The sequence below is a fragment of the Cedecea neteri genome, from assembly GCF_000757825.1.
GTDB classification, from domain to species: domain Bacteria; phylum Pseudomonadota; class Gammaproteobacteria; order Enterobacterales; family Enterobacteriaceae; genus Cedecea; species Cedecea selenatireducens.
The window spans coordinates 1,543,320-1,558,800 of sequence record NZ_CP009451.1 but is presented as its reverse complement, the minus strand read 5'-3'; the positions used below and the strand labels follow the sequence as shown (position 1 = coordinate 1,558,800).

15 protein-coding genes and 1 other RNA gene are annotated in these 15,481 nt (G+C 56.0%); 10 read left to right on the top strand and 6 right to left on the bottom strand.

What is annotated here, in order from left to right; translation table 11 throughout:
- Window positions 1–30: 30 nt before the first annotated feature.
- Complete coding sequence (amtB, locus tag JT31_RS07150) at window positions 31–1,323, top strand: ammonium transporter AmtB (RefSeq protein WP_038482900.1); 1,293 nt, start codon at window positions 31–33, stop codon at window positions 1,321–1,323.
- 59 nt (window positions 1,324–1,382) lie between these two features.
- Here the strand turns inward: amtB and tesB are convergent, their stop codons facing one another.
- On the bottom strand, window positions 1,383–2,243 hold the full coding sequence (tesB, locus tag JT31_RS07145; RefSeq protein WP_038475030.1) for an acyl-CoA thioesterase II: 861 nt from the start codon (window positions 2,241–2,243) through the stop codon (window positions 1,383–1,385).
- Between the two features lie 200 nt (window positions 2,244–2,443).
- Between tesB and JT31_RS07140 the strand changes: the two genes are divergently transcribed.
- Complete coding sequence (locus JT31_RS07140; RefSeq protein ID WP_038475027.1) at window positions 2,444–3,016, top strand: YbaY family lipoprotein; 573 nt, start codon at window positions 2,444–2,446, stop codon at window positions 3,014–3,016.
- 27 nt (window positions 3,017–3,043) lie between these two features.
- Here JT31_RS07140 and JT31_RS07135 read toward each other — a convergent pair whose 3' ends face one another.
- On the bottom strand, window positions 3,044–3,355 hold the full coding sequence (locus JT31_RS07135; protein ID WP_038475025.1) for an MGMT family protein: 312 nt from the start codon (window positions 3,353–3,355) through the stop codon (window positions 3,044–3,046).
- Window positions 3,356–3,526: 171 nt separating this feature from the next.
- On the opposite strand from JT31_RS07135, the gene ffs reads away from it, so the two are divergent.
- An RNA gene (gene ffs / locus JT31_RS23035) (signal recognition particle sRNA small type) lies at window positions 3,527–3,623 on the top strand.
- Window positions 3,624–3,641: 18 nt separating this feature from the next.
- Here the strand turns inward: ffs and JT31_RS07130 are convergent.
- On the bottom strand, window positions 3,642–4,535 hold the full coding sequence (locus JT31_RS07130) for a DMT family transporter (protein WP_038475023.1): 894 nt from the start codon (window positions 4,533–4,535) through the stop codon (window positions 3,642–3,644).
- Between the two features lie 105 nt (window positions 4,536–4,640).
- Here JT31_RS07130 and JT31_RS07125 point away from each other — a divergent pair, with 105 nt between their 5' ends.
- From JT31_RS07125 to JT31_RS07115, 3 genes are all read left to right on the top strand, one after another.
- A complete protein-coding gene (locus tag JT31_RS07125) occupies window positions 4,641–5,087 on the top strand; it encodes an Lrp/AsnC family transcriptional regulator (RefSeq protein ID WP_038475021.1) in 447 nt (148 codons plus the stop codon).
- A gap of 131 nt (window positions 5,088–5,218) precedes the next feature.
- Window positions 5,219–5,473, top strand: a complete 255-nt coding sequence (locus JT31_RS07120; RefSeq protein WP_038475018.1) for a hypothetical protein — start codon at window positions 5,219–5,221, stop codon at window positions 5,471–5,473.
- Window positions 5,470–5,694, top strand: coding sequence for a hypothetical protein (locus JT31_RS07115; RefSeq protein WP_038475016.1), 225 nt, complete (start codon window positions 5,470–5,472; stop codon window positions 5,692–5,694). Before JT31_RS07120 ends, JT31_RS07115 begins: the two co-directional genes overlap by 4 nt.
- Window positions 5,695–5,769: 75 nt before the next feature.
- On the opposite strand, the gene JT31_RS07110 is transcribed toward JT31_RS07115, so the two are convergent.
- Complete coding sequence (locus JT31_RS07110; protein WP_038475014.1) at window positions 5,770–7,197, bottom strand: PLP-dependent aminotransferase family protein; 1,428 nt, start codon at window positions 7,195–7,197, stop codon at window positions 5,770–5,772.
- Window positions 7,198–7,288: 91 nt separating this feature from the next.
- On the opposite strand from JT31_RS07110, the gene JT31_RS07105 reads away from it, so the two are divergent.
- Both JT31_RS07105 and JT31_RS07100 read left to right on the top strand, forming a co-directional pair.
- Window positions 7,289–7,903 carry a YczE/YyaS/YitT family protein gene (locus JT31_RS07105; protein WP_038482897.1) on the top strand — a complete coding sequence of 205 codons (615 nt, stop codon included), beginning with the start codon at window positions 7,289–7,291 and terminating at the stop codon, window positions 7,901–7,903.
- Between the two features lie 63 nt (window positions 7,904–7,966).
- On the top strand, window positions 7,967–8,785 hold the full coding sequence (locus JT31_RS07100; protein WP_038475012.1) for a GNAT family N-acetyltransferase: 819 nt from the start codon (window positions 7,967–7,969) through the stop codon (window positions 8,783–8,785).
- Window positions 8,786–8,823: 38 nt separating this feature from the next.
- Here the strand turns inward: JT31_RS07100 and gdhA are convergent, their stop codons facing one another.
- Both gdhA and JT31_RS07090 read right to left on the bottom strand, forming a co-directional pair.
- Window positions 8,824–10,167: an NADP-specific glutamate dehydrogenase gene (gene gdhA / locus JT31_RS07095; RefSeq protein WP_038475010.1), complete on the bottom strand. Its 1,344-nt coding sequence runs from the start codon at window positions 10,165–10,167 to the stop codon at window positions 8,824–8,826.
- A 150-nt stretch (window positions 10,168–10,317) separates the two neighbouring features.
- Window positions 10,318–12,543: a TonB-dependent siderophore receptor gene (locus JT31_RS07090; RefSeq protein ID WP_038475008.1), complete on the bottom strand. Its 2,226-nt coding sequence runs from the start codon at window positions 12,541–12,543 to the stop codon at window positions 10,318–10,320.
- Between the two features lie 390 nt (window positions 12,544–12,933).
- Here JT31_RS07090 and cstA point away from each other — a divergent pair, with 390 nt between their 5' ends.
- Window positions 12,934–15,039, top strand: coding sequence for a pyruvate/proton symporter CstA (gene cstA, locus JT31_RS07085; RefSeq protein WP_038475006.1), 2,106 nt, complete (start codon window positions 12,934–12,936; stop codon window positions 15,037–15,039).
- A 206-nt stretch (window positions 15,040–15,245) separates the two neighbouring features.
- Window positions 15,246–15,443: a YbdD/YjiX family protein gene (locus JT31_RS07080; RefSeq protein WP_038475004.1), complete on the top strand. Its 198-nt coding sequence runs from the start codon at window positions 15,246–15,248 to the stop codon at window positions 15,441–15,443.
- The last annotated feature ends 38 nt before the right edge of the window (window positions 15,444–15,481 follow it).

The window sequence follows — 15,481 nt, the reverse complement described above, 5'->3', positions numbered from 1 at the left end:
TGCTGGCAAGCCTTGATTGGGATGGGAAAAATGAAAAAACTAGCTGCACTCCTTGGTTTAGGCGGACTGGCATTACTGCCGACGCTCGCCTTCGCTGCGGACGCGCCTGCGGTCGCGGACAAAGCTGACAACGCCTTTATGATGATATGCACCGCGATGGTGCTGTTTATGACCATCCCCGGGCTGGCGCTGTTCTATGGCGGCCTGATTCGCTCCAAAAACGTGCTGTCGATGCTGACGCAAATCTCCGTTACCTTCGCGCTGGTTTGCGTGCTGTGGGTGCTTTACGGCTACAGCCTGGCGTTCGGTACCGGGAATAACTTCTTCGGTAACTTCGACTGGGTAATGCTGAAAAACATCGAGCTGAAAGCGCTGATGGGCACTTTCTATCAGTATATTCACGTCGCCTTCCAGGGTTCCTTCGCCTGTATCACCGTCGGGCTGGTCGTCGGCTCTCTCTCCGAGCGCGTACGTTTTTCTGCGGTAGTCATTTTTGCGGCCGTTTGGCTGACGCTTTCCTACGTGCCGATTGCGCACATGGTGTGGGGCGGCGGTATCCTGGCCACGCACGGCGCGCTGGACTTTGCGGGCGGTACCGTGGTGCACATTAACGCCGCTGTGGCTGGCCTGGTGGGTGCTTACCTGGTGGGTAAACGCGTTGGTTTCGGCAAAGAAGCTTTCAAGCCGCACAACCTGCCAATGGTGTTTATCGGCACCGCAATCCTCTACTTCGGCTGGTTTGGCTTTAACGCCGGCTCCGCAAGTGCGGCAAACGAAATCGCTGCGCTGGCGTTCGTGAACACCGTCGTAGCAACGGCCGGGGCGATTCTCTCCTGGGTCTTTGGCGAGTGGGCGCTGCGCGGTAAACCTTCTCTGCTGGGGGCCTGTTCTGGCGCTATCGCAGGTCTGGTCGGCATCACTCCGGCATGTGGTTACGTTGGCGTGGGCGGTGCGTTACTGATTGGTCTGGTTGTAGGTCTGGCGGGCCTGTGGGGCGTGACTACGCTGAAAAAATGGCTCAACGTTGATGACCCATGTGATGTGTTCGGCGTGCACGGCGTCTGCGGCATCATCGGCTGCATCATGACCGGCATCTTCGCGGCAACTTCTTTGGGTGGCGTAGGCTATGCCGAAGGCGTGACCATGGGACATCAGGTTCTGGTGCAGCTGGAAAGCGTGGCGATTACTATCGTCTGGTCAGGCGTTGTCGCGTTCATCGCGTTCAAGATTGCTGACCTGACCGTTGGGCTGCGTGTGCCAGAAGAGCAGGAGCGCGAAGGCCTGGACGTCAACAGCCACGGCGAAAACGCTTACAACAACTAATCCGTTATGAATATTAAGAACCTCGCCTGGTCGGCGAGGTTTTTTTATTTCAGCGTCAACTATCCGCGATGGCGCATGACGCCTTCCTGAACCGTAGACGCCACTAACACCCCATCCTGAGTATAAAACTCCCCGCGCACAAAGCCGCGAGCGCTCGAAGCCGACGTACTTTCAACGCTATAAAGCAGCCAGTCGTTCATGTCGAACGGACGGTGGAACCACATAGAGTGATCGATGGTGGCGACCTGCATGCCAGGCTCCAGGAACCCTACGCCATGCGGCTGTAAGGCAACCGGCAGGAAGTTAAAGTCTGACGCATAGCCGAGCAGATACTGATGCACACGCAGATCCTGCGGCATGCTGCCGTTAGCGCGGATCCAGACCTGGCGGGAAGGTTGGTCGACGTGACCTTTCAGCGGGTTATGGAAGACCACCGGGCGGATCTCCAGCGGCTTCTCGCTAAGGAACTTCTCTTTCGCGTGCGGCGGCAGGAATTTCTCCAGAGAGCGGGCGATGTCTGTTTCAGACACCAGGCCGTCCGGCTTCGGCGCTGGCGGCATCTCCTTCTGGTGCTCATAGCCGGATTCAGGCGCCTGGAATGACGCGGTCATGTAAAAGATCGGCTTTCCGTTCTGCACCGCAGCGACGCGACGAGCGCTAAAGCTGTTGCCGTCGCGCAGGGTTTCTACGTCATAAACAATCGGTTTTTGGCTGTCGCCAGGGCGTAAAAAATAGCTGTGGAAAGAGTGAACGAGACGGTCTTCCGGCACGGTTTCTTTTGCCGCGTAAAGCGCCTGGCCGACAACTTGCCCGCCGAATACCTGGCGTAAGCCTAAATCCTCGCTTTGGCCACGAAACAGTCCCTCTTCAATTTTTTCCAGGTTAAGTAACGCCAATAAATTGCTGAGCGCCTGACTCATAAAATGTCCTCAATAAGGGGGAATGTGGCAAATTTCCGTGATTATAACATGCCCACAAACTATGCATTTGACGAGTCGCGGTTGGGAACATTCCTGGTTTTGGGCAGAATTCAGTGATCTGTGCCACACTTAAGCCGTTAAGCGTGTTTTTCAACGGGGTTCGTCCCCGGCGCTACATTGATAATAAGGAGAAAAAATCAATGAAACTTGTGCCTATGTTAAGTGCTTTGGCTATCGCGGTTGCTGTTGCAGGTTGTGCACACAAAAGTGCTGATGTCCCAACGCCTGCGCCGAGCGCCTCCGCCGGGGCCGCATCTGCTCAGCAGGCCGACATCGCATTGCCTAACGTATCCGGTACGGTATGGATCCGTCAGCGGGTTGCTCTGCCGCCGGACGCGGTGCTTACTGTGACCGTCTCCGACGCTTCACTGGCCGATGCGCCGTCTAAAGTGATTGCGCAAAAAGTGGTGCGTACCGAAGGCAAACAGGCGCCTTTCAGCTTCGTGATACCGTTCAATCCGTCTGATATTCAGCCGAAGGCACGCATCCTGCTGAGCGCAGCAATTACCGTTAACGATAAGCTGATGTTTATCACCGATACCTTCCAGCCGATCATCAATGAAGGCGGGACGAAGGCGGATCTGACGCTGGTGCCGGTACAGAATACCGCTATCCCGCTTCAGCAGAGCGGTGGGGCGGCAAGCACCGTGCCGTCAACCTCGCCAACTCAGGTAACGCCATCATCGGCGGTGCCTGCGCCAACGACTTACTAAAGCTAAACGCCTCCGAATGGGGGCGTTTTAATATTTCCAGCGGTAACGCAGCATATCGATATGCCCATCCCCTGACACCATCACGCCTTCTGAAAGCAGCGCCTGACGCTGACGCTGGAGATCCGGGCCGGTTAACGAGATAACACCTTGTCGATTCACTACTCGATGCCACGGCAAACGGCTGCCTTCCGGCAGGCGCTTAAGCACGCCTCCAACCTGGCGAGCGGCCCTCGGTGACCCGGCAAGCGCTGCAATTTCGCCATAGGTCGTGACGTAACCTTCGGGAATAGCGGCAACAATTTGGTAAACCCGCTGCGGGAAGGAATCGTGATTATCCATAGTGAACTCCTGACAAAATCGCTTCTAAGGATAATCGGCGGTGGGGAAAGCACCAAGTTAAACCGTTGATGCGCAATAAACCAACACCTGACCGCCGCTGGCTTGCAATTGCCGGAGTCTATGTGGATAATGCGCCAGCGCGTTGGATAACAACGCTCTCAATGGGGGCCCTGTTGGTTCTCCCGCAACACTAACTTGTGAACTCGGTCAGGTCCGGAAGGAAGCAGCCGCAGCAGGCGTCGTGTGTGCCGGGATGTAGCTGGCAGGGCCCCCACCCAATTCTGGCTTACCCCTTCGCCAGCACCGTTTTAGTCCTGCGTTTTTCTCCCCAACCCAGATTGATCCCCGCTGCCGCCAGCAGAATCATTGCGCCGCCGATAAACTGAATCGGGCTCAGGCTGTGATTAAAGACAAAGCGATCCACTATCACCGCCACAATCGGGTAGATAAACGAGAGTGAGGCGGTAATCGACGTTGGCAGCTTCTGAATCGCGCCGTACAGCAGCTGGTACATAATGCCGGTATGAACGATGCCCAGCATGGCCACGATTCCCCAATGCGTGAACGTCATGTGCTGCTGGAAATCCACCAGCGGTAGCAGCAGAAGCGTGCCAATGGCTACCTGAACGAGGGCAATTTGCTGCGGAGGCACGCCTTTCAGCTGGCGGGTGATAAGCGCCGTCAGGGCATAAAAGAACGCGGCACCCAGTGCCATCACAATGCCCAGCAGCCAGCCGCTATTACCGTCATGGCTCAGCCCGCTAGACAGCACCAGCAGCATGCCGGCAAACGATGCAGCCAGCCAGAGCCACCTGCTGCGGCTGACTTTCTCTTTCAGAATAAAAACGCCCATCCCGACCAGCATCAGCGGCTGCGTATTGTAGAGCACCGTGGCTAGCCCGATGGACGTTCGTGAATAGGCGGCGAACAGCAGCAGCCAGTTCACGACCAGCGCCACGCCGCCGAGGGCGGCGATCAAAACAACTTTGCGATTCAGATGGCTGCGCCAGTTACCGCTAAGCATGCTCAAAATAAACAGCGTGATAGTTGCGAAAACGCAGCGCCAGAAAACGACGTTGGCAATAGGCTGCCGAGAAAACACCACCAGTGCGCCGATGGTGCCGGAGATGAGCATCGCCGCAATCATTTGCAGGCTGCCGGTTCTTATCTCACGAGTCATTTTGTCTCTCCAGAATAAAGAGCTTTATTCTGCGCACTGTGGCAGGCTCGTTGAAGTGCTAAAATTAGGTCATGAAATCCTTTTGCCTTTATAAATGAGATAAAAATGAGTGATTACCTTCCTGATGATATCGACAGGCATATTCTGGCTATTCTTGCGGCAGATGCCCGTATCTCTCTGAAAGTATTAAGCGGAAAAATTGGTCTTTCTTCGCCGAGTACCGCAGAACGAGTGAAGCGGCTGGAAGAGCGCGGCGTGATTAACGGCTACACCATGAACGCTAATCTGCCGGCTCTGGGTTACACCCTGCAGGGACTGGTACGTATGAAACCTTTACCGGGCATGTTGCACAAAGTGGAGAAGATGATTCAGGCGATTCCTGAATGCATAGAATGCGACAAAATTACCGGTGAGGATTGCTTCATCATCAGGCTGGTGATTCGCTCTATTGAGCAACTGGATGAAATCCTTGATGAGCTGGCCGAGTTCGCCCAGTGCAATACTTCTATCGTCAAAAGCACGCCGGTAAAGCGAAGGCTGCCGCCTTTGTAATGGCTTAACCCGGATATATTTTCCGGGTATTTGAATTATGACAGAAATATTAAATTTACCGTGCTGGCTGGATCTTATTTATTCTCTATAGTATTAAACATCAACCTCTGTTTAAGCATTAAGGATTTGCAATGACGACGGCTACGTTGAACGTAAAAATAAGTATCGAGTTAAAAGAGAAGATTCGTCACTATGCGGAAGAAAATAGTGAAACCCTGGCAAGCGTAACGGAGAGACTTCTGTCAAAAGCTTTTGATGATCTTGACGGTGATGTGGGCGTCGACGAAGATGACGTAGACAGCCAGCACACCTCTGAGACTCGCGTAACGCCTTTAAACGATCGTGAGATCAAGGCATTGCGTAAACTACTGAAGAAGAAAAAATGAACGCCGGTACGGACAGTACCGCCTACGACTACCAGCAAGCCTGTGAATTATTACGATCGGGCTACCTGAAAAAAGTGAAACTGGGCTGGAATATTGGCAGCGATGAGTTTTTCCGTATCGCTTCTGACTGGTGCGATACCGGGGCCAGTATTAAAAAAGAGGGTGAACATTTCACCATTACCCTAAAAGGGTTTGCCATTCCGCGAATTTCACAGCATTAATTTTTATCGTCGCTTATTGCTAATCTTACAGAATATTATTTCCCTCTTATATTTTAGAGGGAAATAATCCGCTTTCTAAAATACCATTCCCCTCAGACTTTCATTTCTCGTTGCCGCCAGGTGCTGCCACAACGGTTGCAGCCGCTGGAGAGCAAGCTGCATCTCTTTGGGCTCAAGGCTAAAGGGCAGGCGTAAAAATCGTTCAAAGGCTCCCTCAACGCCAAACCGGGGCCCGGCGCCGATGCGAATCCCCTGACTTTCTGCCGAGGCGGCAAAAATCGTGGCCAGCGACTTCGGCAGTTCCACCCACCACGACAATCCGCCTTCCGGGGGCGATGTTTGCCAGTCAGGGAACAGCGTTTGCATCGTGGCGAAGCTCGTCTCACAGCGCTGGCGGAGCATTTCTCTGCGTTGAGGCAGAAAAAGCGCCGCATCGTTGAAGAGTTGAATGGCGGCCAGTTGCTCCAGCAGCGGCGTACCCAAATCAAAGGTATTGCGGATTTGTATCAGCGAACTGATGGTTTTAGCCGAGGCTCTAATCCAGCCCAGGCGCAGCCCGCCCCAGAAGCTTTTTCCGGCTGACCCGAGTGAGATGGTGCTATCTTCGGAGCCAAAGGCGGCCAGCGGAGCAGGCGGTGGTGCATCAAACCAGAGGTCAGCCATAGTCTCATCCACAACCAGCGTTGTATGGCTGCGGGCGGCAATCTCGCTCACCCTTTGGCGCGTGGCGGCGTCCATACAGCGGCCGGTGGGGTTATGAAAATCTGGAATTAAGTAAGCCAGCCGCGGCGAGGTTTGCGCGATGGTTGCCGCCAGGCCTTCAACATCCCAGCCGCTTGCGGGCAGGCTGACGGGAACAGGACGGCAGGATGCTCCGCGAATAGCCGCCAGCGCCATCGGGTAAGTGGGGTGATCGACCACCACGCGATCGCCTGGGCCAGTAAATAGCCGCAGAACCAGTCCCAGCCCGCTGACGGCGCCGTTTACCACCATGATTTGGTCGGGCGTGGTGGGTAAGCCTCGGGACGCATAGTGCCGCGCTATGGCTTCTCTCAGCTCCGGCAAACCCTGACTGTCATAGCCGGTAGAGGATAAATGTTCCGGCAGGAAAGTGAGCGCGGTGGAATAGGCCCGGTGAATTTCAGGCCCGGCGCTGAGGGCCGCAGTGGAAAGATCCAGTACCGGGGCGTTGCCGGGCAGCGGAGATACAGCCGGGCTGCTTTCGGGCAGCATGGTAACCGAGCCAGAACCCTGTCGGCTGAGCAGATAGCCCTCCTCACGCAGCTGTGCCAGTGCAGAAGCCACCGTGGTGCGGCTTACGCCCAGCGCGCCCGAAAGCTCTCTTTCACCCGGCAGCCTGCTGTCGAGCGGCAGCCTGCCGTCCAGAATCAACAGCCGCAGCCCGTCGCCTAACTGGCGATACACCGGCGAGCGGGATGACGCCTGGTGCCAGTGGCCCAGCAGGCGTGTTAAAGACGAAGTACCGATTCTGCGCAGCGTCATAGCAGTCCACTTTCTGATAACTGGACCTTAATACTAAGTCCATTTTGCGAGAGGGTATAGCCATAAAAATACAACGAGGATATTTATCATGATGGCTCGCCGTCTGCTGCAGCTCTATACCGGCCTGGTCTTTTACGGTGTTTCAACCGCGATGTTTGTTCGCGCAGATTTGGGGGCCGATCCGTGGAACGTCTTCCATCTCGGCGTGGCGAGGCTGCTTTCGTTAAATCTGGGCCTGGTGATGATAATCGTTGGCGCGCTGGTGCTGCTGCTATGGATCCCGCTGCGTCAGCGTCCGGGGCTGGGCACCATCAGCAACGTGATTGTTTTAGGGCTGGCGGCGGATGCCACGCTGGCGTTAATGCCGCCGCTGGAATCGCTTGTGGCTCGTTCGTTTTTGCTGGCAGGCGCTTTGGTCGTGAATGCGCTGGCGACCGGAATGTACATTGGCGCAGGTTTTGGCGCCGGGCCACGAGACGGCCTGATGACCGGGATTAATGCCAGAACAGGCTGGTCCGTGCGCAGCGTGCGTACCGCCATCGAGGTGACCGTGCTGCTCTCCGGCTGGCTGATGGGCGGCAGTTTTGGCGTGGGCACCGTGCTTTATGCTCTGGCTATCGGGCCGCTGATCCAGCTTTGCCTGCCGTGGTTTCGCGTTAAGCCGTTGAATAAATCGGGGTCTGCAGCACCCGAGCCGATATCGTGATCTTTCGACATGTGCTAAACACTCTGTTCCGAAGAATAAAATTCGCTTCGAGCGGGGGATAGCATGCAGCACGAGATCGTCAGCAAACCGGCGCTTAACTGGAACAGTTTCCAGCTGGCAGAGATATTGACCCACTGCTTTGAACAGTACGTGGTGCCGTTCCGACTTGACGGGGAAACCTTCGGCTGGCGATTCGTCTCTGAAGATCTTTTCCCCGGAGATAGCCTCGTCTGGCTTGACCGCGGGGAGCCTAAAGCCATGGCGCTGGTGACCCGGCGCGGGCAAACCTGTCGCCTTGCCGCGTTTGCCATTCGTCCGGAGCTGCGCGGGCAGGGGTTAGGCAAAATCTTCATTCAGCAACTGATCGACGAAGCGCGGGCTCGTGGCGATAAGCAGTTTTTCCTTGAAGTGATCTTAGGCAACGAGGGCGGACTGGCGCTGTATGAGCGAATGGGCTTTGTGCGCCAGAAAACGCTGGTGGGCTTCCATTCCTCTGGCGTGCCGGAAGGCGAAGCCGACGGGGAGCTGGCAGAAGTCGACCCGCTGCAAATGACTCGTAGAATGATGGCCAGTAACGACGCGCCGCTGCCGTGGCTTTGTGCGGCTGAAACGCTGTATAAGCTGCCCGGTAAGGCCTTTGTGCTGGATGATGTGGCCTATGCGATGGTTATCCCAGGTGAGATACCGAAGTTAAGAGGGCTGTTTGTTGAGCCGCATGCGCGACGGAAAGGGAAGGCCAAAAAACTGCTGGCTTTACTTCAGCATCGGTTCCCTGGAGTAGTGACTATTCCCAGCCTGCCCGAAGCCGTTGCGCCGTTATTTTTAAGCAGCGGTTTTACTCAGGATGCGCTCCAGCAGTACGAAATGAAGCTGACCTTGTAGATGAAAATGGGTGAGGGTGAAGGCCCTCACCGCGTAAGTTACAGCACGCCCTGAGCCAGCATCGCGTCCGCAACTTTGACGAACCCGGCGATGTTTGCGCCGCGCACGTACTGCGTTTGTTTCCCTTCTCCGCCGTACTCCACGCAGGCCTGGTGAATATCAAGCATGATGTGGTGCAGGCGAATATCCACTTTTTCAGCCTTCCAGCTCAGGCGAGCAGCGTTCTGCGCCATCTCCAGCCCTGAAGTTGCTACGCCGCCCGCGTTTGCCGCTTTGCCCGGCGCAAACAGCACGCCGGCTTCCACAAACAAATCCGTAGCGGCGATCGTTGTCGGCATATTTGCCCCTTCGGCTACGGCCTTCACGCCGTTGGCGATGAGCGTTTGTGCCGCCTCGACGTCCAGCTCGTTTTGAGTTGCGCACGGCAGAGCAATATCAACCGGCACGCTCCACGGCTGCTGGCCTTCCAGGTAAGTGAGGCCAAATTCGTGGGCATAATCTGCTACGCGGCCGTCGCGGCTGGCTTTGATTTCGCACAGGCGCGCCAGTTTTTCTGCGCTAAAGCCTGCTTCGTCGACCACGGTGCCGTTGGAGTCGGAGGCGGTGACCACGCGTGCGCCGAGCGACATGGCTTTTTCAATCGCATACTGGGCCACGTTGCCGGAGCCGGAAACCGCCACGCGCATGCCCTCGAAGCCCAGGCCGTGGCGCTGTAGCATGGCGTCGGTGAAGTAAATCAGCCCGTAGCCGGTCGCTTCCGGGCGAATCAGGCTACCGCCGAACGACAGCCCTTTGCCCGTGAACACGCAGGCGGTGTTGTTGGAGAGTTTTTTCATCATCCCCGCCATGTAGCCGACTTCGCGGCCGCCAACGCCGATATCGCCCGCCGGAACGTCGGTGTCCGGGCCCAGATGGCGGTACAGCTCAAGCATCAGCGCCTGGCAAAAACGCATGATTTCGCCTTCGCTTTTGCCTTTAGGGTTAAAGTCGCTGCCGCCTTTGCCACCGCCCATCGGCAGCGTGGTGAGGGCATTTTTAAAGGTCTGTTCAAAGCCGAGAAACTTCAGGATCGACAGGTTAACGGAAGGGTGGAAGCGCATCCCGCCCTTGAACGGGCCAATCGCCGAGTTGAACTGCACGCGCCATGCCCGGTTAACCTGCACCTGATTGTTGTCATCCACCCAGGCAACGCGAAACTGGATCACGCGTTCGGGTTCAACCAGGCGTTCCAGCAGCGCCTGCTGGCGGTACTGCGGATTGTTCTCAAGAAACGGCCACAGCGTGCTCATAACTTCGCGAACCGCCTGAGCGAATTCAACCTGATGCGGGTCGCGTGACTGTACTGAGGTTAAAAAGTCTTCGAGAGATAATGCTTGAGCCATCAGAGGTAACTCCTTGTTGAAGGTCGTGTTGTGTGCGTTTTTTGTATGGTTTTTTCGACTATAACATTTTCTTATGAACGGGCATCAAGCGGTTTTTTCACCAGCAAGGTGAAGAAAGAGGGGGAGGCTAATTAGCCTCCCGGAGAGGGTTTAGAAGTGCGTATTGACGCTCATGTAATACGTGCGGCCAGACTCGTTGTAGGTCTCGGCACCCGCGCCATACATATAGGCGTTGGTGGTGGCATTCCCGGTGGTCTGGGCGTTACCCGCGCGCCAGTGGCGCTTATCCAGCAGGTTATCAATGCCGGCGGTTAAGCTGACGTTTTTGGTCGCGTCCCAGGTCGCGCTCATGCCAATGATGCTATAAGGGCTGACCTCGTTGGTGTCGCTGCCGGTAACCGGTTCGCCCTTGTAGTTGTACTTCTTCGGAGCCTGCTTGCCGTACCAGGTCAGGGTGCTTTGCAGCGAAACATCCTGATGAACCTGCCAGCTCAGCGTCGAGTTAAGGGTGTATTCCGGGATGATCGACAGGCGATCGCCGGTTTCCTTATTTTTGCTTTGCAGCATATAAGTCAGGTTGTTGTTCCAGCTTACGGTGTCCGTCAGCGGCAGATTAATGGTGCCTTCCAGCCCTTCCACAACCGCTTTTGGCACGTTGCCCCACTGATAGATATCGGTTTTCTTGCTGTTAGAGGCAACAGGCGAATAGCCGGATTCGATCTTGTTGCGGTAGTCGTTTCTAAACCAGGTGATCCCGGCCTGATAGCCGTCGCGCTTGAACTCCAGCCCAATCTCTTTGTTGACGCTGGTTTCGGCTTTCAAATCCTCGTTGCCCATCAGGTAACAGGCCCCAGCGCTCGCGGCACAGCCCTGGCCACGGCTATAGAGAATGTAGTTCGGGTTAGTCTGATACAGGCTTGGCGCCTTGTAGGCGCGGGCAATACCGAGCTTCAGCGTCAGGTCTTCCACCAGCTCCTGGCTAAGGTTCAGCGACGGGCTCCAGTTATTCCCCACGATGGAGTGATGATCGAAGCGCAGACCCGGCGTCAGCATAGTGCTGCTGGTTATCTCCATGTTGTTCTCGGCGAACAGGGAGAAGATTTCTGCTTTCGAATAAGGGCTGCGGATGGTGGACGACATACCCGGAATCGCACCGCCTTCGCTCAATGACTGGCTGTTCGACGAACCATCCTTCATGCGTTGCTGATTCCATTCGCTGCCGAGGGTGAGGTTTTGGTTCACCAGCAGGTCAAACGGAATGCTCGCTTCGCTGTGCAGCAGCACATCGCTAAGGTCGATATCCGAGAACTGATTATTGGCGAAGATCCCTTCCGTGCCACCCGCCAGGCCTTCGTTCATGCGCGAGTTGCGGGTGTGTTCGTACTGCACCCAGGAGTTGGTGGTGACGCCGTTATCCCAGCCGCCGGTCCAGGTGACGGCATAGTTCTGGCGGTAGAGGCGGTTAGTCTCTTTGCCGTAGTTATCCTTCACCAGCTGGTTGCTGTTGGTGTTTTGTGTATCACCAGAGTAGAGGTTGCCCTGGCGGCTGTAGCCTGTTTCAAACTCCAGCGCCTGCATCGGCGCAAACTCCCAGCGGATCAGCCCGTTCAGGTCTTTATGGATAACCCCTTCGCGGCCGGCAGGAAGCGTGCTGGCGTAGGATCCGGTGCGCAGCGACTGATGTCCCTGGTTGATGTCCCAGGCATCCGCCTGCGTTTTGTCCAGGTTGCCGTAAAGCCGGAAGCTGACGTCATCCCCCAGTGGCCCCGTCAGGCTGAAGTTGGTGCGTTTTGTCGAGCCTTCGTCTTTGTGTTCCGGCGCGTTGAAATAGGTATTCCAGCTGCCGTGGAACTCGTTGCTGCTGCGTTTGGTAATAATGTTCACCACGCCGCCCGCCGCGCCGTTACCGTAGCGAGCCGCCGCCGGGCCACGCAGGACTTCAATACGCTCGATCATTTCAGGCGGAACCCACGAGGCATCGCCTCGGGTATCACGCTCGCCGCGCCAGCCAAGGCGGACGGAGTTACGGCTGGTGACCGGTTTACCGTCAATCAGGATCAGCGTGTTTTCTGGCCCCATGCCGCGAATATCAATCTGGCGGCCGTTGCCGCGCTGCCCGCTGGTAGAGTTGCCGGTAAGGTTAACCCCTGGCATGGTACGAATGATTTCAGAGACGTCACGCGCGACAGGGTGCTTCTTTAATTCTTCGGAGGTGATAATCGACACACCGGGTGCCTGCAGCGTTTGCTGGGCAGCGGTGACGACCAGCGTGTCTTCATTTTCTACGGGTGCCGTCTCTGCTGCCGCCGAAAAGGCGGTGCCGTAGAGGCCCAGACTCACCAACGTGGCGAGGGAGTACGATAATGTATTGTTCATTATTTATCCTGAGTGTCACCGCCTGCGTCCCGTAAACTCCTTTCCCAAATGAGGAAGGACGCGGCAAAAGTGTCTGGAGTTGAAAGTGCGGAAACACGCTATTGCAAATGAAAACAATTATCAATGTCTTTCTCAGTTGACATTTAAAACCAATTAATTCCGCTAATTAATCATCCCTGGTTATCAATCCCCGCGTTAACCATTCACCAACCTGATATTCCACAATTGACCTGCCGACTTTACGGTTGCGATACATATTTAGGTGATCTCATTAACAAACTGAGGTAAATGCCCCGCGTTTTGCCCGCTTCAGATTGTGAGAACCGCTATTCCAGGCTAGATACAAAATGTAACAACTCTCGGTATCCACTTAGAAAACGGACAAAATTGATGGATAGATTTGGGAAACACCTCGTCTGGGTCGTGCTTGCTTTGATAGGCGCATTTGCCCTCGGCTACATCGCTCTGAATCGTGGTGAGCAGATAAATGCGCTGTGGATTGTCATTGCCTCAGTCTGTATTTACCTGATTGCCTACCGCTACTACGGCTTGTTTATCGCGAAACGCGTGCTGACGGTGGATGCCACGCGCATGACGCCGGCCGTGCGGAACAATGACGGTCTTGATTACGTCCCAACGGATAAAAAAGTGCTGTTTGGCCACCACTTTGCCGCTATTGCCGGGGCGGGGCCGCTGGTGGGGCCGGTACTTGCTGCGCAAATGGGGTATCTGCCGGGCATGCTTTGGCTGCTGGCGGGCGTGGTGCTGGCAGGAGCCGTACAGGACTTTATGGTGCTGTTTGTCTCCACGCGCCGCAACGGGCGCTCGCTGGGGGAATTGGTTAAAGAAGAAATGGGCAACACCGCGGGCGTTATCGCGTTAGTGGCCTGCTTTATGATCATGGTGATTATCCTCGCCGTGCTGGCGATGATCGTGGTGAAGGCGCTGACCCATAGCCCTTGGGGGACATACACCGTTGCCTTTACCATCCCGCTGGCGCTGTTTATGGGCGTCTATATTCGCTATTTGCGCCCGGGGCGCATTGGCGAAGTGTCGGTGATTGGCCTGGTGATGCTGGTATTTGCCATTATCTCCGGCGGTTGGGTGGCTGAGAGTGAAACCTGGGCACCGTACTTCGACTTCACGGGCGTACAGTTGACGTGGATGCTGGTGGGCTACGGCTTTGTGGCTTCGGTGCTGCCGGTGTGGCTGCTGCTGGCGCCGCGCGACTATCTCTCCACCTTCCTGAAAATTGGCACCATCATCGGGCTGGCGATCGGCATTTTGATCATGCGCCCGACGCTGCAGATGCCTTCATTAACAAAATTCATCGATGGTACCGGCCCGGTCTGGAGCGGTGACTTGTTCCCGTTCCTGTTTATCACCATCGCCTGCGGGGCTGTTTCTGGCTTCCACGCGCTGATAGCTTCCGGCACCACGCCGAAAATGCTGGCGAATGAAAATCAGGCCTGCTTCATTGGCTACGGCGGCATGCTGATGGAATCCTTTGTCGCCATCATGGCGCTGGTGGCGGCCTGTGTTATCGACCCTGGCGTGTACTTCGCGATGAACAGCCCGATGGCCGTACTGGCTCCGGCAGGCACGGCTGACGTTGTGGCTTCTGCCGCGCAGGTGGTGAGCGGGTGGGGCTTCCATATCACCCCGGAAACGCTGACCACTATTGCCAGTGAAGTCGGCGAGCAGAGCATTATCTCTCGCGCAGGCGGGGCACCAACGCTTGCCGTGGGGATGGCGTACATTCTGCACGGCGCGTTGGGCGGGCTGATGGACGTCTCGTTCTGGTATCACTTTGCCATTCTGTTTGAAGCGCTGTTCATCCTGACGGCGGTGGATGCCGGGACTCGCGCGGCGCGCTTTATGCTGCAAGACCTGCTGGGAGTCATTTCACCCGGGCTGAAAAGAACCGACTCGTTGCCGGCCAACCTGCTTGCAACCGGGCTTTGCGTACTGGCATGGGGCTACTTCCTGCATCAGGGCGTGGTCGACCCGCTGGGCGGCATCAACACGCTGTGGCCGCTGTTCGGTATCGCCAACCAGATGCTGGCGGGCATGGCGCTGATGCTCTGTGCGGTTGTGCTGTTCAAGATGAAGAAGCAGCGCTATGCGTGGGTTGCTCTGATGCCGACCGCCTGGCTGCTGGTTTGTACTTTAACGGCAGGCTGGCAAAAAGCGTTCAGTTCGGATGCGAAAGTGGGCTTCCTGGCTATCGCCAACAAATTCCAGGCGATGATCGACAGCGGGAATATTCCGGCGCAGTACACGCAGTCGCAGCTTAGCCAACTGGTATTCAATAACCGCCTGGACGCGGGGCTGACCATATTCTTTATGGTGGTGGTTGTGGTGCTCGGCTGGTTCTCGCTGAAAACCGCGCTCAAAGCGCTGAAGTCTGACCAACCAACGTCGAGTGAGACGCCGTACGAGCCAATGCCTGAGAATTATCAGGAGATTGTGGCGCAGGCGAAAAGCGTGCATTGATTTTTACCCTCACCCTAACCCTCTCCCTGGAAGGGAGAGGGGATAGATCAGGCATCTTTATTCCCCCAACCCCCTTTTGGGAGAGGGGATAGATCAGGCATCTTTATTCCCCCCCCTTTGGGAGAGGGGATAGGCTGAGTTTCTTTATTCCCCCCTCTCCCCTTTGGGGAGAGGGCCGGGGTGAGGGGCCGCCCACTGGAGACACTATGTTCGATAATCTCGCCAAAGCCGGGAAATACCTCGGCCAGGCCGCAAAACTGATGATTGGCGTACCCGATTACGACAACTACGTGCAGCACATACGCCAGACCCATCCGGAGCAAACTCCCATGACCTATGAAGAGTTTTTCCGCGAACGTCAGGATGCGCGCTACGGCGGTAAAGGCGGCGGACGCTGCTGCTAAAACTTAGCATTTAACAAAAATGTGACATTTCGCTCGTT

Coding starts and splice junctions, on each gene's coding strand:
- JT31_RS07105 (WP_038482897.1), top strand. CDS start 7,289: ATGGCTCGCCGTCTGCTGCAGCTCTATACCGGCCTGGTCTTTTACGGT.
- JT31_RS07080 (WP_038475004.1), top strand. CDS start 15,246: ATGTTCGATAATCTCGCCAAAGCCGGGAAATACCTCGGCCAGGCCGCA.
- cstA (WP_038475006.1), top strand. CDS start 12,934: ATGGATAGATTTGGGAAACACCTCGTCTGGGTCGTGCTTGCTTTGATA.
- JT31_RS07120 (WP_038475018.1), top strand. CDS start 5,219: ATGACGACGGCTACGTTGAACGTAAAAATAAGTATCGAGTTAAAAGAG.
- JT31_RS07115 (WP_038475016.1), top strand. CDS start 5,470: ATGAACGCCGGTACGGACAGTACCGCCTACGACTACCAGCAAGCCTGT.
- tesB (WP_038475030.1), bottom strand. CDS start 2,243: ATGAGTCAGGCGCTCAGCAATTTATTGGCGTTACTTAACCTGGAAAAA.
- gdhA (WP_038475010.1), bottom strand. CDS start 10,167: ATGGCTCAAGCATTATCTCTCGAAGACTTTTTAACCTCAGTACAGTCA.
- JT31_RS07130 (WP_038475023.1), bottom strand. CDS start 4,535: ATGACTCGTGAGATAAGAACCGGCAGCCTGCAAATGATTGCGGCGATG.
- amtB (WP_038482900.1), top strand. CDS start 31: ATGAAAAAACTAGCTGCACTCCTTGGTTTAGGCGGACTGGCATTACTG.
- JT31_RS07090 (WP_038475008.1), bottom strand. CDS start 12,543: ATGAACAATACATTATCGTACTCCCTCGCCACGTTGGTGAGTCTGGGC.
- JT31_RS07100 (WP_038475012.1), top strand. CDS start 7,967: ATGCAGCACGAGATCGTCAGCAAACCGGCGCTTAACTGGAACAGTTTC.
- JT31_RS07125 (WP_038475021.1), top strand. CDS start 4,641: ATGAGTGATTACCTTCCTGATGATATCGACAGGCATATTCTGGCTATT.
- JT31_RS07110 (WP_038475014.1), bottom strand. CDS start 7,197: ATGACGCTGCGCAGAATCGGTACTTCGTCTTTAACACGCCTGCTGGGC.
- JT31_RS07140 (WP_038475027.1), top strand. CDS start 2,444: ATGAAACTTGTGCCTATGTTAAGTGCTTTGGCTATCGCGGTTGCTGTT.
- JT31_RS07135 (WP_038475025.1), bottom strand. CDS start 3,355: ATGGATAATCACGATTCCTTCCCGCAGCGGGTTTACCAAATTGTTGCC.